Origin of the sequence: Paenibacillus sp. FSL R5-0378 (assembly GCF_038009285.1) — a bacterium.
GTDB classification, from domain to species: domain Bacteria; phylum Bacillota; class Bacilli; order Paenibacillales; family Paenibacillaceae; genus Paenibacillus_AQ; species Paenibacillus_AQ favisporus.
This window is the reverse complement of the sequence record NZ_JBBPAY010000001.1, coordinates 2,152,069-2,176,604: the sequence shown is the minus strand read 5'-3', so window position 1 is coordinate 2,176,604 and position 24,536 is coordinate 2,152,069. Positions and strand designations below refer to the sequence as shown.

Genomic DNA, 24,536 nt, shown 5'->3' with positions numbered 1-24,536 from the left:
CCTCTCGCCGAAAAACGGCGAAAGGCGCTCACTCATGGATGTTCTGGCTTCAGGCTTCATTACCCATGATTCTTTTGAAAATGGTTCATAAAATCAGCCAGTGCTTTAACATTCTCGTAAGGAACGGCGTTGTAAATCGAAGCGCGCAGACCGCCGACGCTGCGGTGTCCCTTCAGACCTACAAAACCTTCCTGTTCCGATTCCTTAATAAACTGCTTCTCCAGCTCTTCGGAAGGAAGACGGAATGTAATATTCATAATCGAACGGCTGCCCGCCTCTACCGGTCCGCGGTAGAAGCCTTCGCTGCTGTCTATTGTATCATAAATCAAGCCGGCTTTCTCCCGGTTGATCTTCTCAACGCCGGCTAGAGAGCCTTGTTCTTCGATCCACTTCAACACTTCGTTGACCATGTATACCGAAAAGGATGGTGGGGTGTTGTAAAGAGAGTTGTTCGCCGCATGCGTGCTGAAGCGCAGCATCGTCGGAATATGCTTCGGCGATTCGGCCAGCAGCTCTTCCCGGGCAATGACGACCGTTACGCCAGAGGGTCCCAGGTTCTTTTGCGCTCCCGCATAGATAAAGTCGAACTGATTCACGTCGAACTCGCGGCACAGGATGTCGCTGGACATGTCCGCAATCAGCGGTACGCTGCCTGTATCCGGGTACTGCTGGTACTGGCTGCCTTCGATCGTTTCATTGGACGTTACGTGCAGGTATGCGGCATTATCCGGAATTTCGATGCTTCTCAGATCCGGAATCGACATAAACTTATTGTTCTCCGAAGAAGCGGCAATATGCGTCTCTCCGATCAAGCGTGCTTCCTTCTCCGCTTTGCTGGCCCAGCTTCCTGTCAAGACATAGCTTCCGGTCTTGCCGGCTGTCAGAAAGTTCATCGGCACCATCGCAAACTGGGTGCTGGCACCCCCCTGCAGAAACAGCACCTTGTATCCCGAAGGATTGCCTAGGAGGGACAGTAGACGGCTTTGCGCTTCGTTATGGACTTCCTCATAGACCTTGCCGCGGTGCGACATCTCCATGATGGACATCCCTGTCCCCCGGAAATCCACGAATTCAGCTTGTGCGCGTTCCAGCACTTCCAGCGGCAATGCGGCAGGGCCGGCGTTAAAATTGTATGCTCTCTTTGTCAAAACAACTCCCCATCCTCTCTCTTATAGCGAATGATAATATGGCAATGATAGCAGTATTCCCAAGGGCCATCAAGTACAAAAAAGCACATAGTATGACGCCTTGCGGACGTTTGTTTTTATCTATTACTTTAACACAGTTTATTTAACGGAGTAAAGCACTGCAGGAAATGGCACATCAAAAGTCGACAGTTTTCGGCAGAGCCAGCCCGGGGACCTCGATAACCGTCATCACCGGAGTTTTCCCAACAGTCCTACTCCTGCTCGCTGCCCCCGAACAACCCGCACTTACTTCCATGCCCAGCGGAGCGGACACCGCAATTCCGGAACAGCGCAGCGGTCGCCTTTGTCTTCCCGTTTCTACCGCGGACAGCGGCTAAATTCGGGAAACGGGAAAACAACACGCGAGTGGAGGAATGCGGTGGACGCGGAGCGCTCCCAGAATGCGATGGACGCGAACGCTGGCCCGGCATGGCATATGCTGCCGCATGGAGGCTTGGCTCTCTTTGCCAGACAAATCACCTCATCGTGAAGGCACCAGCACAACTGCTTCTCTGAACCGCCCACACTTACTCCCCTGCTTAGCGGAGCGGACACCGCAATTCCGGAACAGCGCAGCGGTCGCCTTTGTTTTCCCGTTTCTGCCGCAAACAGCGGCTAGTTCAAGAAACGGGAAAACAACACGCGAGTGGAGGAATGCGGTGGACGCGGAGCGCCCCCAACACGCGAGTGGAGGAATGCGGTGGCTGCGGAGCGCCCCGCAGAATGTACACGAACGCTGGCCCGGCATGGCATATGCTGCCGCATGGAGGCTTGGCTCTCCTTGGCAGACACATCACCCTCTTCGTAGAGGCTGCTAACGTGTTGTCTCTCTGAGCACCACACAACTACTTCCCCGAACTGCCCACACATACTCCCCTGCTTAGCGGAGCGGACACCGCAATTCCGGAACAGCGCAGCGGTCGCCTTTGTTTTCCCGTTTCTACCGCAAACAGCGGCTAGTTCAAGAAACGGGAAAACAACACGCGAGTGGAGGAATGCGGTGGCTGCGGAGCGCCCCCAACACGCGAGTGGAGGAATGCGGAGTACGCGCAGCGTCCCCTCCCCCAAACAAAGAGGCTGCCCCTCCAGTCATCCCTGACCGGAGAGGGCAGCCATTTCTTGATACGAATTAGCAGTCGAAGTACAGACCGTACTCGTGCGGATGCACGCGGATCGAAACGGCTTTCGCTTCAGCACGCTTCAGGCTAACGAAGTTATCAATGAATTCTTTGGTGAATACGCCGCCTTCCAGAAGGAAGTCGTAATCAGCTTCCAGAGCGTCCAATGCTTCGTCCAGGGTGCCTGGTACGCTGCGGATTTCCGCTTTTTGATCGTCGGAGAGCTCATAGATGTTTTTGTCCATCGGTCCGTATCCGAGCTCAACCGGATTGATTTTGCGCTTGATACCGTCCAGACCGGCCATCAGCATAGCCGAGAAGGCCAGGTAAGGGTTCGCCGTGGAGTCCGGCGTACGGAACTCGATGCGGCAGCCTTTAGGCGTTACAGCGGCGACTGGAATACGGATCGCTGCGGAACGGTTACCTTTCGAGAACACGAGGTTAACCGGTGCTTCGTAGCCAGGAACCAGACGCTTGAAGGAGTTTGTCGACGGGTTCGTGATGGCAATCAAGGCCGGAGCATGGTACAGGATACCGCCGATGTAGTTCAGCGCCATTTCGCTCAGGTTCGCATATGCGCCTTTTTCATAGAACAAAGGCTCGTCGCCATTGAAGATGGACTGGTGAACGTGCATGCCGCTTCCGTTGTCGCCAAAGATCGGTTTTGGCATGAAAGTAGCCACTTTACCGTATTGACGTGCTGTGTTGTGAACGATGTATTTGTACAGCAAGAGGTTATCCGCTGTTTTCTTCAGGGTATCGAAACGGAAATTGATTTCCGCTTGGCCTGCAGTGGCCACTTCATGGTGATGACGCTCGATGCGGAGGCCGGCTTCTTCCAGCAAACGACACATTTCGCTGCGGATGTCTTGTTGGGTGTCGACCGGTGCAACAGGAACGTATCCGCCTTTTACGCGTACTTTGAAGCCAAGGTTGCCGCCTTCTTCTTTACGGTTCGTGTTCCACGAAGCTTCTTCGGAATCCACGAAGTAAGAAGAACTGTTCATGCCGCTTTCGTAACGGACGTCGTCAAAAATAAAGAATTCGGATTCAGGTGCAAAGAAGGCTGCCGTACCAACGCCGCACTGTTGCAGATACTCTTCGGCTTTGGCTGCAATGCTGCGCGGATCGCGCTCATAGCGCTCGCCGTCCGGCGTGTTGATGTTACACATGATGTTCAGTGTCGGATGAGCGGTGAATGGATCGACAAAAATCGATTCCGGATCTGGCATCATAACCATGTCCGATTCTTCGATTCCCCGGAAACCGGCGATGGAAGAGCCGTCGAACGCAACCCCGTTCACGAACGTTTCTTCATCCACTTCAGAGGCAGGCAAAGAAATGTGATGCGCACGGCCAGCCAAATCTACGAAACGGAAATCCACCCACTCAATTGCTTTCTCCTGAATTGTTTTTAATACGTTTTCAACCGACATGCTCTCTTCCTCCCAATTTCCGAACATTTCCCCGCATTTAAAACGTAAACGTTCAGTATCTAATGATTTATGTCGTCATTATAAAACTTCAAACCTGACATCGTCAATATGTATGTAAGGTATTTTTAAAAATGGTGTGAGGTATCCTTACACTTTTCAACACTTTATTTGCACTAATTGCAAATAGCCTGCACGGACCGATTTTCTGGGGAAAATCAGCCGGCAGGCTTCGATGTCTATACGGTATTACCGGGGAAATATTATACTCCTACTTTAAAGGCTTCAGCAGGCGCCTTGGACGTACTGAATGTACGCCCGACGAGCGGAGCCAGCTTTTCCAAGTCTTTAAGAAGCGCAGCGAACTGGTCCGGGAACAGCGACTGCACGCCGTCTCCGGTCATCGAGTTGTCCGGGTCTGTATGCATCTCGATAATCAGTCCGTTAGCCCCAGCTGCAACCGAGGCTTTGGACATAGGCTCAACCAGTTCTCTGCGGCCCGTGCCGTGGCTCGGATCGGAAATGACCGGCAGATGGCTCAGCTGCTGCAGGACAGGGATAGCCGACAAATCCAGCGTATTTCTAGTATAGCTTTCGAATGTACGGATTCCGCGCTCACAGAGCATGACGTCCGGGTTGCCGCCCGCAAGGATGTACTCAGCCGCATTCAACAGCTCATCGTAGGTGGCGCTGAAACCGCGCTTGAGCAGTACCGGCTTACCGCAGGTCCCCAGCTTGCGCAGCAGGTCAAAGTTCTGCATATTCCGCGTACCCACCTGCAAAATATCGGCATATTCGGCGCAGATATCCACGTATTCCGGTGTCATGACTTCCGTAATAGTCAGCAGGCCGTGCTTTTGTCCTGCTTCAGCCATCATAATAAGACCTTCGACACCGATCCCTTGGAAGCTGTATGGTCCTGTCCGTGGCTTGAAAGCCCCGCCTCTCAGCACCTGTCCGCCGGCAGCCTTCACCAGGCCCGCAATTTCATCAATCTGCTCAGGGGATTCAACCGCACAGGGTCCTCCCATGACGACGAGCTCGTCGCCCCCGATTTCCACACCTTTTATCTTGATCACCGTGTTCTCCGGATGAAAATCACGGCTTGCCAATTTGTATGATTTGGTAATCTTCACTACATTCTCTACTCCCTTCATTTGACGCAGGTGCTCAGCAAGCTGCGGGTTGACCTGACCGATCAGCCCAATGACCGTCCGGTCTGCGCCTTTGGAAACAGAAGCCTGCAGTCCTTCCTTTTCAATCACACGCACAATATCCGCAATTTGTTCTTCCGGAGTTGTATTGGATGTAATTACGATCATGGCTATCATTCCTCCTGTGAAGCGCCTCGCTTCAGCGTACGCTTCTCGTATATTTTCAAATGATTCGGTATCTTTATCTGGTCTACCGTTCTCGCCTCTCACTTCACTAATACGCTTAAACGCGTTTTCGCTTTTAAGCTTTTATCCGCTAAAGCAACTATATCGGAAATCCACCTATCCGTCAACCCTAAATCTAAAATGGGCATCCTCCCCCTACCGATCTGGTCTATTTTCTTCTGTAGGGCCAGATCATATCAGGGACAGCAAATCATCATGGTCTAGAAAAAAAAGAAGCGGGGCTCCCATTAAATGGAAGCCCCGCTTCATCTTATTCGTAATTACGCCTTGGTGCTACCTGCCGCTTTTACGGGCGGAAGCAGTTTCTTCATATTGACCGTGCGCTTGATTTCCCACGTATCCGGATTCTCCGGATCGTATTGTTCCAAATATGCGATCACTTCCTTGGTGATCGGGGTCGGCGTGGAGGCGCCGGAAGTGACAGCTACTTTAGATATGCCTTCAAGCCATTCGCGTTTCAGCTCGGTAATGTCGGCAATTCGGTAAGCCTTGACGTTGGCAATTTCTTCGGAGACCTGAGCCAGCCGGTTGGAGTTGTTGCTCCGCGGGTCGCCGACAACGATCACCAGATCCGCTTGTCCAGCCTGCTCCGCGACCGCTTCCTGCCGCACCTGGGTGGCCAGGCAGATCTCATTGTGGACCTCGGCGGACGGATACAGCTCCAGCAGCTTTTTCATAATGGTCTTAATGTCCCATTGGCTCATCGTCGTCTGGTTCGTAATAATGATGCGGGAGGCGGATATGCGCAGATTGGCAATCTCGTCTTCCTTCTCGATCAGATGAACGTGATCCGGCGCAATGCCGATGGCGCCTTCGGGTTCGGGATGGCCCTTCTTGCCAATATAAATCACCTCATACCCTTCCGCCACTTTCTCGCGGATCAGGTCATGAGTCTTGGTGACGTCCGGACAAGTCGCGTCAACGGTCGTAAGACCTTTGTCCCGGGCCAGCTTCCGCACTTCCGGCGAAACGCCGTGGGCGGTAAAGATAACCGTGCCTCTGTCCACCTGGTTCAGGATCTCCATCCGGTTTGGTCCGTCGAGCGTGATGATCCCTTCGTCTTCAAAAGAATTCGTGACATGACTGTTGTGCACGATCATGCCCAATATATAAATCGGCCGGGGGAGGTCCAGGTTCTGGGCTGCCTGGCGCGCCAGCACCATGGCATCGACCACGCCGTAGCAGTACCCCCGGGGCGAAATTTTAATCACTTCCATGACTTTCACCTGCTTTCTCTGGCATGCCTTAACCTAACCATTATACCCTATTCCAAAGGGACGGGAAAGACGACCGGCAGCCAGATAATGAAGGTAGTACCTTCTCCTTGACGAGTAACGACCTCGACCGAGCCGTTCAGCTCGTCGATAATCCATTTGGCGATGGACAAGCCCAGCCCGATGCCCTCCGTCATGCCGCGGGACTGATCCGCACGGTAGAACCGGTCAAAGATATACGGCACCTCGTCCTTGTCCATGCCGATGCCCGTATCGGCAATTCGGATGCCCACCTGATCTTCATACAGCAATGCGTCAAACGTCACTTGGCCTTCAGGTGTATACTTAAATGCGTTTTCAATAAAAATGAACAGCATCTGCTGCATATAGTCCTTATTGCCGTTGACATAGACGCCGTTCAGGATCGAAAAGTCACCGGTGATCCAATCAGCCTGCCGCGGCAGGAATTGGGCCCTTCTGGCCACTTCCTCCACGAGAATTTCGAGCGGAATCGGCTGCTTGTCAAACGTCCGTCCCGTGTCGGCCCGGGCCAGAGAGAGCATGTCGCCGACGAGCCGGCTCATCCGCTTGGATTCGTCGGCAATGTCGCTGATGGCCTCCCGGGTCATCTGCTTCAGTGTCGCTTCGTCCAGCTTCGGACGGTCTCCTTCCTCGTCTGACCACATTTTCTCCAGAAGATCCACGTTGCCGCGGATTGTCGTCAGCGGTGTCCGCAGCTCATGCGAAGCGTCGGACACGAACCGGCGCTGCGTCGCGTAAGATTCCTCGAGGTTTTTATAAAAGCCCTCCATCCGTCCCAGCATGCTGTTGACCGTGTCGATCAGCTGTCCGACTTCATCCTGGGGCCCGTCGTAATCGATGCGGACGCTGAGGTCCTGGCCGTTCTGGATCTGGCTCGCCGCTTCGATGACGTTGCCGATCGGGCTCATAGATTTGCGGGCCAGGAACAGACCGAGCGAGGAGGCCACGATGATCATGATCGTTGCGCTGATGACCAGAATATTCCGCAGCAAGGTCAGCAGTTCCACTTCATGCCCCGTATAAATGGCTAGCTGAAGCATTGCAACCACCTGGCCGGTAGTGCTTTCCGTAATGGTACCCTGGTATAGGTAAAAAGGGTTTCCCTGGATATACACGGTTTTAAAACCCTGCTGTTTCACCGCATGATTGTAATCGGGATAAGGGAATTTAATGTTTAAAGCCCCCAAGTTTTCGGAAACGGATAATTTATTATTTACGTAATCAATCATCTGCACGAAAGTCTGCGAGGTTAAATCGGAAGGCGCCTCAAAACTAAAATAATTACTTCTGCGGTTCCAGTTCAAAACCACGGTCGGCTCGATTTTATTATACTGCTGAGCCAGCCGCTCTCTCACGGAATTATACGTATTAAAGTGGACGACCCCATACACCGCCGAACCGAAGACGATCAGCGTTACGGCCAGAATGGCGGTATACCAAGCGGTCAAGCGCAATCTTATGGACATCTCTTATGAATCCCCTCTCAGGATATAACCTGCGCCGCGGATCGTTTGAATGACACGCTTCCCTCCGTGTTCTTCCGTCTTCTGACGGAGCATCGCAATGTACACTTCCAGCACGTTGGACTCACCGCTGTAATCGTAACCCCAGATTTTATCCATAATTAAGTCGCGGGACAGCACCCGTTTCGGATTTTGCATAAACAAATGAAGAAGCTCAAATTCCTTGGCCGTCAGCTCGAGGCGCTTGCCGCCCCGCAGCACTTCCCGGGAGTCGACGTCCAGCACGATGTCCTCATAGGTCAACCGGTGGTCGCCGGCCTCCTCCTGCCCCGGCTTCCGCCGCAGCAGCGCGCGCACCCGGGCCAACAGCTCTTCCAGCGCGAACGGCTTGACGAGGTAATCATCCGCCCCAAGGTCAAGCCCTTTGACCCGGTGCTCGATTTCATCCTTGGCGGTGAGCATCAGGATCGGCACCTGACTGCCGCCTTCCCGAAGCCTGCGGCACACTTCAAATCCGTCCACCTGCGGCATCATGACGTCCAGCACGACGATATCGGGCTCCCCGTTCAAAATGACCTTCAGTCCCTCTGCCCCATTGTTAGCGGTAATGACGTCGTACCCTTCAAATGCCAGCCCCCTGCGCAGCATGGAAATGATCTTTTCATCGTCGTCAATAATCAAAATTTTCGATCGCATTAACGGACTACTCCTTTATCTCTTTATCTTGTATCATGGCACAAGCCTCTGCTTCTTATTGTAGCAGTGAACATTTTCCTTTGCACCATGGTACGACAACAGCGGAAGGGAGTTCCCTTCCGCTGTCATCTCGTAGCGTATGGTTTACTGGCCGCTGACCGCGCTGTTGTCCGTGAATTTATTTTTGTCGCCGATGGTGACCTGCAGGTCCATCTTCTTGTTGTTGCGGACGATGTTCAGCGTCACTTTCGTGCCGACCTTCTGTTTCTGGATAAACGCGGTCAGATCGGAATTGGTTTTATAAGACGTACCGTTCACGCCGGTAATAATGTCGTAAGGGCGGAGGTCCGCTTCGTATGCCGGGGATTTGTAGACAACCTCGGCGACAACGGAGCCTTCTTTTACATCGGTGTCCATTTGTTTAGCCACTTCTTCGGTCAACGTCATCAAAGAGGCGCCAATAAACGGAACCGGATCCTTCGGAATTTCCTGGTTTTTCTCCAGCTTGTCGACGACATTCTTGATCGTGCTCGTCGGAATCGCGAAACCGATGCCTTGGGAATCGGCGCTGACGGCTACGTTCATGCCGATGACTTGGCCGCTCAGGTTGAGCAGCGGTCCGCCGGAGTTACCCGGGTTGATCGAAGCGTCGGTTTGCAGCAGATGCTGATATTTGCGTGTGCCGCTGCCCGATTCCTCGCTGATATCGATGGAACGTTCGCGGGCGCTCAGTACACCTGTCGTTACCGTATGGTCAAAGCCCTGCGGGTTACCGATCGCTACAACCGGCTCACCGACTTTCAGGCTCGAAGAATCGCCGAGCGGTACTGTCGGGAAGTTGTTGTTGCCTTCGATTTTCAGAACGGCAAGGTCGAGATCTTTGCTGCTGCCCAGAAGCTTCGCTTCGTAGGTCTTCTCGTCGTTCTCGATGGTTACCTGAATGACGTCGGCGTTCTCGACCACGTGCTGATTGGTCAGGATATAACCTTCCTTGTTGTAGATAAAGCCGGAACCGATACCGTAAGGAACGAGCTGCGAAGGATTCGAACCCGAACCCGAGCCTTGGGATTGGGAATCCGATCCCGATCCGCCGTAACCCGAATCGCCGCCGAACTGGTCTCCGAAGAAGTAGGAGAACGGATCGTTCAGGTAAGGATTACTTTGAGAATTGGTGCGGCTGCTCTGTTTAACGAGCGTTTCAATTTTAACGACCGCCGGGCCCGCTTCCTGCACTACCCCGGATACATCCGTCGGCTTCGAAAGCGGCAGCGAGGTCGTATTCGCCTTCCCGGTAGGCTCGTTGTTGTCGGCTGCAGCCGACACCGTCGTGGCTGTTTCTGACGTGAGCGATGTGTTAGGCGTAAAAAGATTCATGCGATCCGCCGTAAACATCAGCCCGGTGATGACAACCATGCCGGCGAGGAAAGAAATCAGCACCGTTTTTACCGAGGTTTTCGGACGCTGGTTAAACTGCCAGTTACCGCCGTTGCTGCCGCCATTGTTACCGCCACTGCCACCCGAACCCCCGCTGCGTCCGGGGCTGCCGGACTCGCCGGAGCTGTGGTACTGGCTGGAGGTTACCGGAAGCTGTCTGACCGGATTCGGAGGAGTGATCTCCACCTCCTCCGAGTGCGGCCTGTCGGAGGGCTCACTGCCTGGATGCTCTGTATTGTTGTCTTTTCCAAGGGACTTAAACGGCCCGTAGGAATAGTAATAAGATGAATTATTCGAATCGGAAGACGGCTGCTCACGCTTTGTTGGCTCTTGATCAAACGAATCTTCCGGCTGGCCAAATCTGTTTCTTTCGTCCATGTGATTCATGCCTCCTGCTTTCCCTGATTTATCGCGTTCCGTAAGGGATATTGTTTAACTGTTTATATCATGTACTATAAACCTTAATGACAGATTAAAAACAATTAAAAAGCAGATAAAACATGTCGGGAAAGGCTATGACTGCACCCATCCTTTGCGGTGGGCGTAGATGGCCAGCTGCGTCCGGTCTTCCAGCTCGCATTTCATCAGCAGGTTGCTCACATGGGTCTTAACTGTTTTGATGCTGATATGCAGCTCCTCAGCGATATCCTTGTTGCTTTTGCCTTCGGCGACGAGCAGCAGCACTTCCTTCTCGCGTTCGGTCATCCCGGTGGAATCCCCCTGAACGGTCCGCTGGCGGATGCCTCTAGTCAGCGCCTGGGACACATCCCCCGTCATGACCGGCATACCCCGGTTGGCCCCTTGCAGCGCGTAGATCAGTTCGTCGGCCGATACGGTCTTCAGCACGTAGCTGACAGCTCCGGCTTCCACCGCGTCCACCACCAGGTCGTCTTCGAGAAAGCTCGTCAAAATGACGATTTTGATCGAAGGGTATTTCGCCAGAACGGCCCGCGTCGTTTCAGCACCGTTCATTACCGGCATCATCAGATCCATCAGCACCAGATCGGGATGCTCCTCCTGCGGCCGCTGGTCCAGCCAGTCCAGCAGCTCTTTGCCATTGCCTGCTTCCCCGATCACTTCAAAGGAAGGCTCCAGCATCAAATATGTTTTCAGTCCCATTCTGACCATATCGTGATCATCCACGATGACCACCTTCACGCTCTCTGCCATTTCGATTTCCCCCTGCCTGTATTGATGAACCGTTCAAGATAAGCTTATGTAAACTTCGGTATATGTACACGGATGGTCGTACCCGCGCCTTGGCGGCTCATAATTTCGACCTGTCCGCCCAGCTTCTCGGCCCGCTCCCGCATCGTTGAAAGTCCGTACGATCCCGGTCTGTGCGGAATCGAGTCAAAACCCTGGCCGTCGTCACTGATGCTGAGCACCACCTGCCGGCTCTCTTCGCGAAGCGACATGCTGACCAGTCTGGCGTGGGCATGCTTCACTATATTCGCCACCGCTTCCTGAATGATCAGAAACAGCTGATGCTCGATTGCTTCCGACAGGCTGCCCTTCAGTTCGACCTCCTTCATGCCTTTGAGGCCGTTCTGGCGGCAGTAGTCCGGGAACCAGACTTCCAGCGCTTCAGCCAGACTCTTGCCTTCCAGCTCGACGGGACGAAGCTGCGCAATCAGAGCCCGCATCTGCTTCTGGGCCATCTGGGACATCGTAATGAGCTGCTCCATAACGACTTTGCCCTGCTCCTCGTTCCGTTCAAGCACCCTCGGCAGCGACGACGCCGACATATGAATGGCGAACAGCTGCTGGCTGACGGTATCGTGCAGATCCCGGGCCATCCGCCGTCGCTCCTCGATAACAGCCGATTCCGCGGCTTTTTCCTTTTCGATGACTTCCTGCTCGCCCATCCGCTGCAGCAGCTCCATTTTCTTTTCAATGGAATCCATCACATTGTTGAACTCATGATAGAGCCGGGCAAACGTCGGGTCATCGGTTTCGCCGATCCGCACCGACAGATTTCCTTTGGAAACCTGAAGCATGTTAAACTCCAGCACATCGATGCGCCTCTGGATCCGCTGTCCGGCCATGTATCCGATGATGATCGACAACAGCAGAAACCCCAGGCAGGAATAAATCCATACCCAGGTTCCTTTAATAACGAGATATCCGCTGTCGCTGCCGATATAGAAAATCGCCGTCATCAGAAGGCCGGTCAGCAGAAAGTAAAACAACAGCATCCATTTGGTATTTTTCATGAACCTTTTCATACGATCAACCTACTTTGTTTACTTTAATATCACCGATAAACGCGCTGACGTTAATTTTGATTTTCTTGCGCGCTTCCTTGTAATACGGCGTACGGGTCGAAATGTTCCCCGCAAATCCGCTCCGCGATTCGTTCAGCACCGACATATCCCCGATAAAGGAGCTCGAGTTCACCGTGACGCCCAGATCGGTATCGTCCGGGATGTACACCTTGATATCGCCGATAAACGCGGAGATGTTGATTTTGGTCTCCCCATAAGGAATATGCGCCCGGGTCAGATCCAGTACCGTGTCTCCGATAAATTGGGACAGGTTGGTCGGCTTCAGCTGAAAGGAATCGTGTCCGAGATAAATATCCCCGATAAAAGAGGACTTGTTGATTTTCCCGTCGTGGTCGGATTCGCTGAAAGGGCCGTGGTGGTCCCAATCATGATCCTCCGGCTCACGGAACGGTCCGCCCCGGCGGGCTTCCTCTCTGGCGTAATGCTTGTAGTATCTTTTGTAGTGCCGCTTGTACTTGTTCTTGTAGTGCTTCTTCATCCGGTCCATTTCGTCGTCATCGTCCGAATCCAAATCGTCCATATCAACCTCTTCCTCATAGGAGGATTTCGGCGGAACGCCCTGCGGTCCCTTCTCCTTGCTGTACGGAATGCCAAATTTTTCCTCGAACTGCCGGTCCAGGGACGAACCGTCAAGCTCTACCGGCTCCGGCGGTACCGGAGGTTCCGGCGTAAACGCAGGCTCCTCGGGACGGCGCTTGTCGGCTGGCGGAGGGGTCCGGTCATTCGGTTTGAAAATGACATACAGCCCGCCGATAATCAGCAGCGCAGGAATGATGATTTTAAACAGATTGCCTGGCGAGATCCAGAGCCATCCCAGATTACGGCCCAGGAAATAAGCCCCGATCAGGAGCAGGATCGCCCCGCCAAAGAATGAGCGCCGGCCCTTAGCCAGCTCTTTGAGCCCCAAAACAACCAGAATCACCGGCCAGTAATCTCCGACCAGTCCCCAGAAGCTGACGTCGATATATCCGAGCTGATTCAACAAAAATACAACTCCGATCGCGATCAGCACCAGGCCTCCAAAAAGGCGGTCCACCCATTTTTTTTGCATAACCGTATCTCCTTTAACTCCATTGTTCATATCCTATAAAGTTCGCATCGCTTGCGAATCTGATATCAGTGTACAATAATGGCGGCCAGGCCGACAGCGGCGGCGGAATGATCCTGTTCTCAGTCCCCAGACCGAGACGCATTACTTTTTTTTCCATATAAAAATAAAGCACCCGCTTTTCAGCGGGTGCTTTAGAAAAATTGACGAAAGAATGATTATTGTTGATCGTTTTGTTTAAATTCTTCGTCAAACTTTTGGTTAGGTGTTTTGAAATTGCTGCTTTGTACTTTTTGCTTTTGCGTGGAAGTTGCGCTCTCGTTTCCGATTTCTGCAAACTCCTCGTCAAACTTTTCGTTTGGCGTTTTGAAGTTGCTGCTTTGTTTCTTTTGCATTTGGTTTCACCTCCCTGTAGCTTGTCTGGCCGGGGATCCAAGCATCGCTTTACCCCTGTCGTAGTATGTGAAGCCTCCTGGAATTTATACCGTTCTACGGCAAATTTGAAGAATGGAAAACGATACATGTATGGCACCGAAAAAACAATAAAAGCCCTGCAGCACCGCGTTCCGGGCCCAGGGCTTCTTTATTAAGTTCACACCGCTTCATCCAGCAGCGAAGCCGGGACGGTCTTATACGTCTGGATCGCTTTTCCCAACGTCTGCAGCATTTCCTCGCTGCATTTGCCGTTCCCCCGTTTGATCACAAACACGTCTACCTCTTTTTTCCCCCACTCCTTATACACCTGCTTGGTCGTGGAGAAATACAGGTCGATCTTACGGCCCTTGATGGCCGAACCGGTATCCGCAACAACACCATAACCGTAGCCTGGTACATAAAGGATCGTTCCGAGCGGGAACCATTTCGGATCGGCCGCGATCGTCGAAATCGTATTTTTGTCCCTGCGCACCTTTACGCCGGAATACGTAATGCCGTATGACGGATGGCTCGGATGTTTGCCCGTAGATTCATAACCCGCGGTGTATCCAGTGGCTGTGACTTTGACCTTGCGGATAACCTGCTCCTGTCGCGGCATCAAGACCGGCATGGACGGCTCCTTAACGGCACCCGCCTCCTGCTGCGGCTTAACCTCGGCTTTGCCGATCGCGGGAACAGCCGCCTTGGCCGTATACTTGGGCATGAACTCATTTTGCTTAAATACGTTCTGTGCCGCCCTTTTTTTCAAATCAACCACCTGAAACATTTCCGGCTTCGTTGCATATTTTAACGGCTTTTGATAATAGTCATTGGCCGCCAGCATCGGACTCTTTGCACTTTCATTCCCCGTAACTCCGTCACTCTCCAGCAGCGAGAAGGATGCCGCATACATCTTGGGCGCCCCTGCAAGCATGCCAAACAGAAACATACAACACAAAATCCTCTGCCATGTTTTCACCTTGTTCATATGAAATCCTCCCCCTTTACTTGCGAGGATGTCCATATGTTCCGGCGTTTATACATGTAAAAGTGAAGTCGTCTCACTTTGCAGAGGATTGTGCAAGCTTATCAAGTTATCGTTTTACACGAGTTTGTGTCTTAGAAAATTTCGCGTTTCGCGATTTGTTCACGGAGCAGCGAAATCGCCTCATCCACGGTTTTGGCCCCGATGTCGCCTTCGCCGCGTTTGCGGATCGACACGGTTCCCGCGTTCATTTCGTTATCGCCGACAATGAACATGTACGGTACTTTCTCAAGCTGGCCTTCGCGGATTTTGTAGCCGAGCTTCTCATTGCGCACGTCCGCTTCCACGGATACGCCCTGAAGCTTCAGCTTCTCGGCCACTTCCTTGGCATAGCCTTCGAATGCGATGGACACCGGAATGACCTTGACCTGCACCGGAGACAGCCACAGCGGAAGGTTGCCCGCGAAATTCTCCAGCAGGAAGGCCGTAAAGCGTTCCATCGTGCCCAGAATGCCGCGGTGGATGACCACCGGACGGTGCTTCTGCCCGTCGTCGCCTACGTATTCCAGTTCGAAGCGCTCAGGCAGCAGGAAGTCCAGCTGTACAGTGGACAGCGTTTCTTCCTTGCCAAGGGCGGTGCGGATCTGCACGTCGAGCTTCGGACCGTAGAAAGCGGCTTCGCCTTCGGCCTCGAAGAACGGGATGCCTGTTTCTTCCACAACCTCGCGCAGCATGCGCTGGGACATTTCCCACATGGCATCGTTCGGGAAGTACTTCTCGGTATCCTCCGGATCGCGATAGGACAGGCGGAAACGGAAATCGTGGATGCCAAAGTCTTCATACACCTTCGTGATCAGCTGAATAACACGCAGGAATTCTTCCTTGATCTGATCCGGACGGCAGAAAATGTGGGAATCGTTCAGCGTCATCGCGCGTACGCGGTGCAATCCTGTCAGTGCCCCGGACATCTCGTAACGATGCTGCATACCGAGCTCGGCGATCCGGATCGGCAGATCGCGGTAGCTGTGCATTTCGCTCTTGTACACCATCATATGGTGCGGACAGTTCATCGGACGGAGCACCAGCTCTTCGTTGTCGAGCTCCATCTTAGGGAACATGTCCTCTTGGTAATGCTCCCAGTGGCCAGAGGTCTTGTACAGTTCTACGTTACCGAGAACCGGCGTGTAGACATGCTGGTACCCCAGGCTTTCTTCAAGGTCCACGATGTAGCGCTCGAGGGTGCGGCGCAGCTTGGCGCCTTTCGGCAGCCACATCGGCAGGCCTTGTCCCACCAGCTGGGAGAAAGTGAAGATGTCGAGCTCTTTACCGAGCTTGCGGTGGTCGCGCTTCTTGGCTTCCTCAAGGAAGTGAAGATGCTCATCCAGCTGCGCTTTCTTGACAAAAGCGGTTCCGTAGACCCGCTGCAGCATTTTGTTCTTGCTGTCACCGCGCCAGTAGGCACCGGCTACGCTCATCAGCTTGAACACCTTGATTTTGCCGGTGGAAGGCAAATGCGGTCCGCGGCACAGGTCGAAAAATTCGCCCTGCTCATAGATAGTGATGATACTGTCCTCAGGCAGCGCGTTGATCAGTTCGAGCTTGTAGGGATCCCCGAGCTCGCCGAAAATGTCCAGCGCCTCCTGGCGGCTGACTTCCTTGCGGACGATCGGCAGGTTTTCGCCTACGATACGCTCCATTTCTTTTTCGATCTTCTGCAGATCTTCCGGATTGAGCGGATGCTCCAAATCCATGTCGTAGTAGTATCCGTCCTCGATGACAGGTCCGACGCCGAGCTTGACCTCTTTGGCCCCGAACAGGCGCTTCACGGCTTGGGCCGTCAAGTGCGCTGTACTGTGGCGCATCACTTCGAGGCCTTCCGGCGAATCGAGCGTAACGATTTCCACCGCGGCTCCTTCCACGAGCGGGGTGGACAAATCGACCACGATGCCGTTCAATTTCCCTGCGGCCGCATTTTTCTTCAGGCCGCTGCTGATCGAAGCGGCGACGTCTTCAATGGTGCTTCCGTCCGCATATTCGCGAACCGAGCCGTCTGGCAGTTTGATGCTTACTGACACGTTGTATTCCTCCTTGGTATTTCGGCGGACAGCCGCCCTTTTCAAAATCATACAGGCAACGCAAAAAAACACCCATCCCTATACAAGGGACGAGTGTTTGTACCCGTGGTTCCACCCAACTTCGACAGACCTCCATATTCCCTGTTGCCAGTAAATACGAGATGGCTGTCCTTCAGCATCAGATAACGGAATGACCCGGCGGCTTATACTGAGCTTCCCCGACTGATCAAGAATCCGGGTAAACAGGTTCCAAACCGCAGCTGTAGAGGGGTAGACCGAAGCCGGAATTCGTGAGGAAATTTCAGCCAAGTTCCCTCTCTCTGACCGTCCGTATCTTCAGGTCCATGTCTCTGTCGACGCTTTTATCGAATTATGTGTAATTATAAATCCCTGTCCAGCGGCGAGTCAAGCTATATCTTCCCTGTTTCGCGGAAATAGGCGTGGCAGTCCGGGCAGTAACGGCAAATTTCCACCCGCTCATCGAAAATCTGCATCAGCGTGCGAACGACGGTCATATGCGGTTCCCGCGTATGAATGACGATTTTGGCAGGAGACACGGAAATCAGCGTCGTGACGACCGTATCCTCCATTTGCAGGTCCTGCTGGTCCAGACGCTCCACCACGACCCCTTCGTCATGACGGTACTCCAACGGTCTTAAGTCACCGTCCAGCACGAGCAAATCCTGGCCTCCCTTATGAATGACATGGGCGATCGGCACCTGCGGCTGCTGGAAATAGACGAAGTATTTCAGAATGCTGACAAACTCCTCATACTGCCGGTCCATCAAAAACTCATCCACCGCGTACTCCACGACTTCCTTCAGCTCTTTAATGTAAGCAGCGGCACGAAAGGTCAGAAAACCGTCGACATGGAGCAGCGGCCGTTCGCTCAGGCACTGCTTGATGCCGCGAACAAGCATATCGTAACGGCGGGACCATGCGCCCCCTTCGGAGCTTTTTTCCAGGCTCATCCGGCAGTGCTTCAAAATTTGCTCTTTTTCCTCCGGATCGGGAAAATCAAAATCATCGGCCAGAATCTTCTCGATCAGCCGCTGCTCTTTTTCCTGCAAAATATAATGGGCCACCGTCTTGGCGGCAGCGGCGTACACCTGCTGCAGATGATGCTCCTTAAAGAACCGCGGATCGTCCTCCCGGCAGCTCCACAGCATCATATCCTCATGGACCGTACAGCTGATTGCGAGTGATTTGTACTTGTTATGTAAAACCTGGTTCGCTTCCGAAACCATGCGCTTATATTCCTCCGCTTCCCGCGGACTAAAGGTTCGGGCTGCTATGCTGAACAGTTCCATGGAGAACACTCCTTTCAAATTCCTTCTTACAAAGTATATGTTTTAGCCGGGGGGATATACGGGAGGGATCGATGGAAAACAGGCTAACATTTCTCAGTTAAAATCGACATGAAATGCTTGGTAAATGGGGGTTTCCGCTGAATAAAAAAGGTACCTTTTGCCGGGAAATAATAAAGGGCCTCCCCCTTTGAACACCAAAGGAAGAGGCCCCTATTCATATCTGAAATCGATGGGTTGTCAAGCCAGCCGGCCCGCAGCCTTGACCTTTACGAGCAGTGCGTTGCCCGGCAGGTATGCAAGCGGAATATCCTCGGAAAATACGACCTGAACCGTATCCCGCTCCGCCCCGGCTAGGACGGCCTGCTGAACGGCATGGTTCTTCGCATCAAGCATCGCTTCGTCATACGTCATCTCGTCCAGCGCGTAGATCCGCTCGGTCTCGCCGCTGACTTCCCCGAGCGCGGCGCCGATGGCGTTGGCGGCGTCGTAATGGTCGGGTCTGACAATCCGCGCGACGCCTTCAAGACGGTCTGCCACAAGGATGCTGCCGCCGCCGACAAGCACGACGTCAACCGGATCGGAGCTCGTCTTCATGCGGTCGATCGCGTCCTCGATGTCGCTCGTGATGATGCCGTCCGCCTGGCGGCACACCGTCTCGTCCAGCCCGGCTGTGTCTGCGCCGTTCCAGGCGTGCCGTCCGAGCTTCACGGCCACGTCGGTAGCCGTCAGCGTGTCGCCGCCGAAGATCCGGCCGCGCTGCAGCAGCTCGTAGCCGACGCTGTCCGGCCCGACGGTGACGCCGCCGGCTGCGTCCTGCCGCACGATCGTGCCGCCGCCGATGCCGATGGACAGAATGTCCGGCATCCGGAAGTTCGTGCGCACGCCGCCGATCTCGACCGCGGCCGAGGATTGGCGCGGGAAGCCGTGGGCGAGCACACCGATGTCTGTCGTCGTGCCGCCGATGTCCACGACGAGCGCGTCGCTGAGGCCCGACAGATGGGCCGCGCCCCGGATCGAGTTGGTCGGACCGCAGGCGATGGTCAGGATCGGGTAGCGCAGGGCGTAATCGCTGCGCATCAGCGTACCGTCATTTTGGCAAATGTAGACACCGGCATGGATGCCAAAGCTCTCCAGCGCCTGCTCAAAGCCTCGGACGACGCCGGCAATGACGTTCAGCAGCGCAGCGTTCAGAAGCGAGGCGTTCTCGCGCTCCAGCAGTCCAATGCTGCCGATCTCATGGGAGAGCGTTACCGGCGTGTTATCGCCGAGCACCGCTTTGACGATCTGCATCGCCCGCTTCTCCTGCTCGCCGTTGACCGGGGAGAACACGCCGCAGACCGCGACCGCGTCCACTTCTCCCCGCATCCGGCCCGCCACTTCGGCAATTTGTGCCTCATCCAAGCCGACGATCGCCCGGCCGTCATATTCATAACCGCCGCTCACCACATACGCATGCGGGCCGACCGCCGCCTTCAGCGCATCGTCCCAATCCGCAAGCGGCGGCACCGAGGTCGTTGCCGGGGCGCCGATGCGAATCAGACCGACCTTCCCCAGGTGCTTCCGCTCGACGATGGCGTTGGTGCAGTGCGTCGTTCCAAGCATCGCATAGCGGATCCGGGCCGGATTCACGCCGCTCTCTGCGAGCAGGCGGCGGATCGACTCCACGATTCCCTCGTTGACGTCGCGAGTCGTATGAACCTTGACCGTGTGCACCGGTCTCAGGCTGGAATCGAGGAGAGCCGCGTCCGTATTCGTACCGCCGACGTCGATGCCGATCCTGTAGAGGTCTTCGCCGCCGCCAAGTTTCTCCCTACCGGATGGAATCACGATATCGTTCAACGGACTGCTCATATTACTCACGTTCATCGGATTACTCATGAGCCGCGCCTCCTTTCCCTTCGGCCAGCACTTCAATCGGCACGTATGACGTGTCGTAACCGAAGTATTGCGGCCCCACCGTCTCCAGTCCCTTCGGCGTACGCCATTTCGGGTCGCATGGGAAGCCGACGGCCGTCACGCGGGCGCCGTATTTCAGATTTTCCGTCGTAATCGGCATGCCCGTGTCCTGATCCAGCAGCGCAATGAGGTCCGGCGTCACCGCCAGTGATTTTCCGTCCTCTGTTGCCAGCAGGAACTCGTTCTGGAAGTAGAGCTTCATCGTCCGGCCCTTCTGTGCATCCGTGCCATCGAATACCGCCTCGCCCCGCGTAAATCCGCCCTCCGTGCGGCGGCGGATATCCACGGCTTTGCCATGGAACAGCGCATAACCGCTCAACTGCTTGAGCAGCGCTTCGATAGGGTTCTGCTTCCGCTCTTTGGACAGATACAGTGTCCGTCCGATTTCATAGGCTTGTGTCAGCGTATTGCGTACCACGCTGCGCTTCGCTTGGGCCCCTGTGACCGGATAGTCGCAGATCGACGCCGATCCGCCCATCTGAATCGTCACAGCCCGCGCCATCCGTTCCTCCCAAATGCCGTCGACGGCATGCATCAGCACAGCGTTTCCGCGTTCGTCCGCCATCGTAATCGGGCTGCAGTCGTACCCGTCGAGGTAGAACGTCACCATTTGCGACTCCGGAAAAGCGCGGCCCATGGCGTCGGCGTCCAGCATCGGAATGCCGCGCTCCGCCGCCGCGATGACCGGTACGAGCGAGTTGCCGCCGCCTACCTCGATCGGCATGATGGCCGTCACTTTACGGCCGAGCTCCCGCTCGAGGAGATCGAGCGGCTTCGTCATCTGCTCGGCGGACGGAATTTTCTCGTTCATGACGGTCGGCGCACCGATCATCGACAGCGGCACGACCAGGTCGTCATCCGCCAGCTCGTCCGGCTGCAGGAGCCGAACCGGACCGTATTTGCGGATGGCCTCGATGGCCATCAATTTACCGATATGGGGATCGCCGCCCCCTCCGGTCCCGAGCACCGCCGCACCGACGGCAATATAATGGACGGCTTGCTCGTCCAGTTCCGTTAACACGTTGTTGTTCATGATGTAGATTTATCCTTTCTTACTTGCAATTTTTCCAATGATCCACTGTACGATAAAGGCAAAAACAAAGGCATCCAGCGCAGGAACGCGCGTCAATTGGAAGAGGCCGAACCCGTCCGGTGACGGTGTGGTCATATAAGCGAACAGCGTAGCCAAAATCCAGACAACCAGGGAACGGAAAATCCAGTTCCGGTTGCGGTCCAGCCCTTCAAACGTAAATTTCTTCCGGTCCACCAGCAGATACTCGGCAGTATACAGCCCTCCGATCGGCGACACGAAGCTCGTAATGACATTCAGAAACGACAGGAATTTGTCGTAAATGCCAAAGACGGCAAGCGAGGTGGCGATCAGTCCCGCAATGACGGTGATCCATTTTTTCGGGAACTTCTGAAATACGACCGAGAAGCCGAGCGACGCCGAATACAGGTTGTTCGTATTGGTCGTCCATTGCGCCAGTGTCAGAACGATGATGGCCGGCAGTCCGAGCCCGAGGGCGATAAAAATGTTCGTCAAATCGTCGGTGTCCATCAGCCGCGAGAGGAAAATCGCGATAATCGTCATCAAGCTGTTGCCGACGAAAAATCCGATAAATGCGGCCGTCACGGCATGCATCGGCGTGCGCGCCCAGCGCCCGATGTCCGGCGAGAGCACCGTACCGACGATAAAGATGCCGATGACAAGCGAAATGGCGATGCCCATCGGAATCGGCGCCCCGGCAATCGGTTCCCATATCGCCGACGTTCCTTTCGTCTTAAACGCCGCTACGATGGCGACGCCGATAAAAATGACCAGCAGCGGCACGGACCATACGCTGAGGCGCTCGATCGAGCGATAGCCCCAGATGGCTGTCGACATCATCAGCAAACCGCCGACAAAGGACAGCACGCCGAGCGGCAGGTCAATCCCCAGCAGCTTGTCAAAAGCGGTATGCATGTTCGACGAGAAAAATCCGACCTGCACGCCGAACCAGCCGAGCGAGAAAATTCCGAGCACGATCGATACGATGCGCGCACCAACGTTCCCGAACAGAAACCGGCTGATCATCGCGGTGGACAATCCCGTTTTCGCCCCGACATAAGCGCAAAGCGCGCCGATCAGACCGAGGATGACCGAGCCGACGATGGTTGCGGTCAGCGAGTCCGCCAAATTCATGCCGTTGCCAAGCTCTGCGCCGAGAAACATGGCTGACAGGTCGATCCCGATCGCGATCCAGACGAGCGACATGGACAACCATTTTTTGCGCAAATGCTGGGGAACGGGTTCCCTTTCAAAATCCTGTGTACTGCCTTCACTGCCGATAACTTGACTCGCTTCACTCATGTAAACCCATCCCCCTGTTGTACAATCTTCTCGGTGAGGTGACCCGCCTTACGAACGCACGCCGCTCCAGAAGGTCTCGAAGGCGTTGTTCACTTTGCGGGTGTACACCTCTTTGGAGGTGTAGTAGAAATATTGCATGCTCAAACCGTCCATCAAGTTCAAAAAAGCGTCCACGAGCTGCTGCACTGGCTGCTCCCGGACTGCCCCTTCCTCAATCCCCTGCACGATCCACCGTTCGACCGCCTGTGTCAGCAGCTCATCGGCCTGCAGAAATGCCTTCTCGATCGTCTCCTTCAGAAAGTCCGGCGGGAACAGCACGTACCGCAGCACGAACATGCTCGCCTCCGGATGCTGCCGGTAAAACTCCGATTGTCTGGACACCGCGCCGTACAGGCAGTCCCGGGCGCTCATCGCCTGCTTCTCCTCCGACAGCTCCTGAATAAAAGCGTTGTACGAGAGCATCGCTTCGCGAAAGACCGTCATAAACAGATCCTCTTTGTTTTCGAAAAAGGCGTAGATCGCCGGGGTTTTGACCCCGACTTCCTTGGCGATTTCGGAAAGGGCCGTTCCGTCGTACCCTTTTTCCCCGAACAGCCGCAGCGCGGCTTCCTTCAGCTTGTTTCTGGTCATGAAATATCCTCACACTTCCTGTTTAATTAACGTTAATTAAGTAAACTATACAAAATAACGCATAAAAATACAATGGCTATTTTTAAGAATTCAGAGGAAGAATAAATAGGAAACCTGCACCGGGTACGTACCCTTGGCCTTTTGTACAACACAAAAAACCGCCTCGCATAAGCAAGGCGGCCGGTCGTATCAAAAAATATTTAAAATCAGTTCTAGTTCTGCATGACGAAGTCGCGTTCCACCTGGGAACCTTCTTCAAAGACGCGAAGCGTCTCGTATCTCGTGTTCCGCTGCGCCGGGATTTTACCTGCTTCGCGGATCAGCTGCAGGATAGAAGTGATGTTAACCTTATGCACCGCACCCGCAGAGGACACGACGTTCTCTTCCATCATGGTGCTGCCGAAGTCGTTGCAGCCGTAGCTGAGGGACAATTTGCCCACTTCCGGTCCCATTGTGACCCAGGAGGACTGCAAATTCGGCACGTTGTCCAGCACCAGGCGGCCGATCGCCACCGTCTTCAAATACGCTTCCGGCGTTTCGCGTTCCCGCTTCAAGCCCGTATTGTCCGGCTGGAATGTGAACGGAATAAAGGCGAGGAAACCTTTCGAGTCGTAGCCGTTCGCGATGCATTCGTCCTGCGCGTCGCGGATGCGCAGCATATGCAGGGCGCGCTCTTCCATCGATTCACCGAAACCGATGACCATCGTGGCCGTCGTGTTCATGCCGATTTTGTGCGCCATCTGCATGACGTCCATCCAGTCGCGCCAGGTTCCTTTATGCCGGCTGATCTTGGAGCGGATCCGGTCGTCGAGGATTTCGGCGCCGCCGCCCGGCAGGGAATCCAGTCCCGCCGCTTTCAGCTCGCGCATGACTTGTTCCAGAGACAGCCCCGACACTTCCACCATTTTGCGGATTTCCGCCGGCGAGAAGGAGTGCATCGTGATGTTCGGGAACCGCTGCTTGATGCCCTTCAGCAGGTTCGTGTAGTAATCGAACGGCAGGTACGGGTTCGTTCCGCCCTGCATCAAAATTTCCGTGCCGCCCACGTCTTCGGTTTCCTTGATTTTTTGGAAAATCACATCGTCCGGCAAGGTATACCCTTCTTTGTGCCCAGGAACACGGTAAAATGCGCAAAATGTGCAGTATGTATCGCACACGTTTGTATAATTGACGTTCCGTCCGATGACGAAAGTCGTAATTGGATCGGGATGAACCCTCTTCATCATGATATCGGCAGCATGACCCATTTTCTCCACTTCATTGCTTTCGAACAATGTCACGCTGTCTTCCAAATTCAGGCGTTCGCCCCGCAGTGCTTTATCCAGAATACGGTCAACCGCACTCATATTTGGCAGCCTCCTATCATATGTGAATTTTGTAACATAAATTAAAACATGACCAATACCATCTTAACACAATTGGCGCACAGGGCAAACGAAATTCATAGAACCCGTTGACCGAACGCGGGCTGGCGAGCGTCGCGGGCTGGA

At 54.3% G+C, this 24,536-nt stretch carries 19 protein-coding genes; all 19 read right to left on the bottom strand.

Going from position 1 to position 24,536, the window contains the following annotated elements:
- Window positions 1–59 precede the first annotated feature (59 nt).
- Complete coding sequence (gene serC, locus MKY74_RS10260; RefSeq protein WP_076170634.1) at window positions 60–1,148, bottom strand: 3-phosphoserine/phosphohydroxythreonine transaminase; 1,089 nt, start codon at window positions 1,146–1,148, stop codon at window positions 60–62.
- Between the two features lie 1,168 nt (window positions 1,149–2,316).
- On the bottom strand, window positions 2,317–3,741 hold the full coding sequence (glnA, locus tag MKY74_RS10255) for a type I glutamate--ammonia ligase (protein ID WP_076170635.1): 1,425 nt from the start codon (window positions 3,739–3,741) through the stop codon (window positions 2,317–2,319).
- 260 nt (window positions 3,742–4,001) lie between these two features.
- Window positions 4,002–5,060: a 3-deoxy-7-phosphoheptulonate synthase gene (gene aroF, locus MKY74_RS10250; RefSeq protein ID WP_076170636.1), complete on the bottom strand. Its 1,059-nt coding sequence runs from the start codon at window positions 5,058–5,060 to the stop codon at window positions 4,002–4,004.
- A gap of 338 nt (window positions 5,061–5,398) precedes the next feature.
- Window positions 5,399–6,355 (bottom strand): 4-hydroxy-3-methylbut-2-enyl diphosphate reductase, encoded by a 957-nt coding sequence (locus MKY74_RS10245; protein ID WP_076170637.1) that lies wholly within the window; start codon window positions 6,353–6,355, stop codon window positions 5,399–5,401.
- A 47-nt stretch (window positions 6,356–6,402) separates the two neighbouring features.
- Window positions 6,403–7,860 carry a sensor histidine kinase gene (locus tag MKY74_RS10240; RefSeq protein ID WP_076170638.1) on the bottom strand — a complete coding sequence of 486 codons (1,458 nt, stop codon included), beginning with the start codon at window positions 7,858–7,860 and terminating at the stop codon, window positions 6,403–6,405.
- 3 nt (window positions 7,861–7,863) lie between these two features.
- Window positions 7,864–8,553, bottom strand: coding sequence for a response regulator transcription factor (locus MKY74_RS10235; RefSeq protein ID WP_076170639.1), 690 nt, complete (start codon window positions 8,551–8,553; stop codon window positions 7,864–7,866).
- 144 nt (window positions 8,554–8,697) lie between these two features.
- Entirely contained in the window at window positions 8,698–10,365 is a 1,668-nt protein-coding gene (locus tag MKY74_RS10230; RefSeq protein WP_076170640.1) for a S1C family serine protease, read from the bottom strand.
- Between the two features lie 135 nt (window positions 10,366–10,500).
- Window positions 10,501–11,157, bottom strand: a complete 657-nt coding sequence (locus MKY74_RS10225) for a response regulator (protein ID WP_076170641.1) — start codon at window positions 11,155–11,157, stop codon at window positions 10,501–10,503.
- A 44-nt stretch (window positions 11,158–11,201) separates the two neighbouring features.
- Complete coding sequence (locus MKY74_RS10220; RefSeq protein ID WP_084203914.1) at window positions 11,202–12,215, bottom strand: sensor histidine kinase; 1,014 nt, start codon at window positions 12,213–12,215, stop codon at window positions 11,202–11,204.
- A gap of 4 nt (window positions 12,216–12,219) precedes the next feature.
- Complete coding sequence (liaF, locus tag MKY74_RS10215) at window positions 12,220–13,326, bottom strand: cell wall-active antibiotics response protein LiaF (protein WP_076170642.1); 1,107 nt, start codon at window positions 13,324–13,326, stop codon at window positions 12,220–12,222.
- Between the two features lie 215 nt (window positions 13,327–13,541).
- Window positions 13,542–13,718: a hypothetical protein gene (locus MKY74_RS10210; protein WP_163878701.1), complete on the bottom strand. Its 177-nt coding sequence runs from the start codon at window positions 13,716–13,718 to the stop codon at window positions 13,542–13,544.
- A gap of 197 nt (window positions 13,719–13,915) precedes the next feature.
- Window positions 13,916–14,461, bottom strand: coding sequence for a 3D domain-containing protein (locus MKY74_RS10205; protein WP_116232664.1), 546 nt, complete (start codon window positions 14,459–14,461; stop codon window positions 13,916–13,918).
- Window positions 14,462–14,856: 395 nt separating this feature from the next.
- Window positions 14,857–16,797 (bottom strand): threonine--tRNA ligase, encoded by a 1,941-nt coding sequence (gene thrS / locus MKY74_RS10200; protein WP_076170643.1) that lies wholly within the window; start codon window positions 16,795–16,797, stop codon window positions 14,857–14,859.
- Between the two features lie 410 nt (window positions 16,798–17,207).
- Window positions 17,208–18,107 carry a putative sporulation protein YtxC gene (locus MKY74_RS10195; protein WP_076170644.1) on the bottom strand — a complete coding sequence of 300 codons (900 nt, stop codon included), beginning with the start codon at window positions 18,105–18,107 and terminating at the stop codon, window positions 17,208–17,210.
- A 237-nt stretch (window positions 18,108–18,344) separates the two neighbouring features.
- A complete protein-coding gene (locus tag MKY74_RS10190) occupies window positions 18,345–19,985 on the bottom strand; it encodes a hydantoinase/oxoprolinase family protein (protein ID WP_244169273.1) in 1,641 nt (546 codons plus the stop codon).
- A complete protein-coding gene (locus MKY74_RS10185; protein ID WP_076170645.1) occupies window positions 19,978–21,096 on the bottom strand; it encodes a DUF917 domain-containing protein in 1,119 nt (372 codons plus the stop codon). The genes MKY74_RS10190 and MKY74_RS10185 overlap by 8 nt, the downstream gene beginning before the upstream one ends.
- 9 nt (window positions 21,097–21,105) lie before the next feature.
- The gene (locus tag MKY74_RS10180) at window positions 21,106–22,416 is read right to left on the bottom strand and encodes a cytosine permease (protein ID WP_144025425.1); all 1,311 of its coding nucleotides are present in this window, start codon (window positions 22,414–22,416) and stop codon (window positions 21,106–21,108) included.
- Window positions 22,417–22,464: 48 nt separating this feature from the next.
- Entirely contained in the window at window positions 22,465–23,046 is a 582-nt protein-coding gene (locus MKY74_RS10175; RefSeq protein ID WP_076170646.1) for a TetR/AcrR family transcriptional regulator, read from the bottom strand.
- A gap of 212 nt (window positions 23,047–23,258) precedes the next feature.
- The gene (gene mqnC, locus MKY74_RS10170) at window positions 23,259–24,392 is read right to left on the bottom strand and encodes a cyclic dehypoxanthinyl futalosine synthase (RefSeq protein WP_076170647.1); all 1,134 of its coding nucleotides are present in this window, start codon (window positions 24,390–24,392) and stop codon (window positions 23,259–23,261) included.
- Window positions 24,393–24,536: the final 144 nt, after the last annotated feature.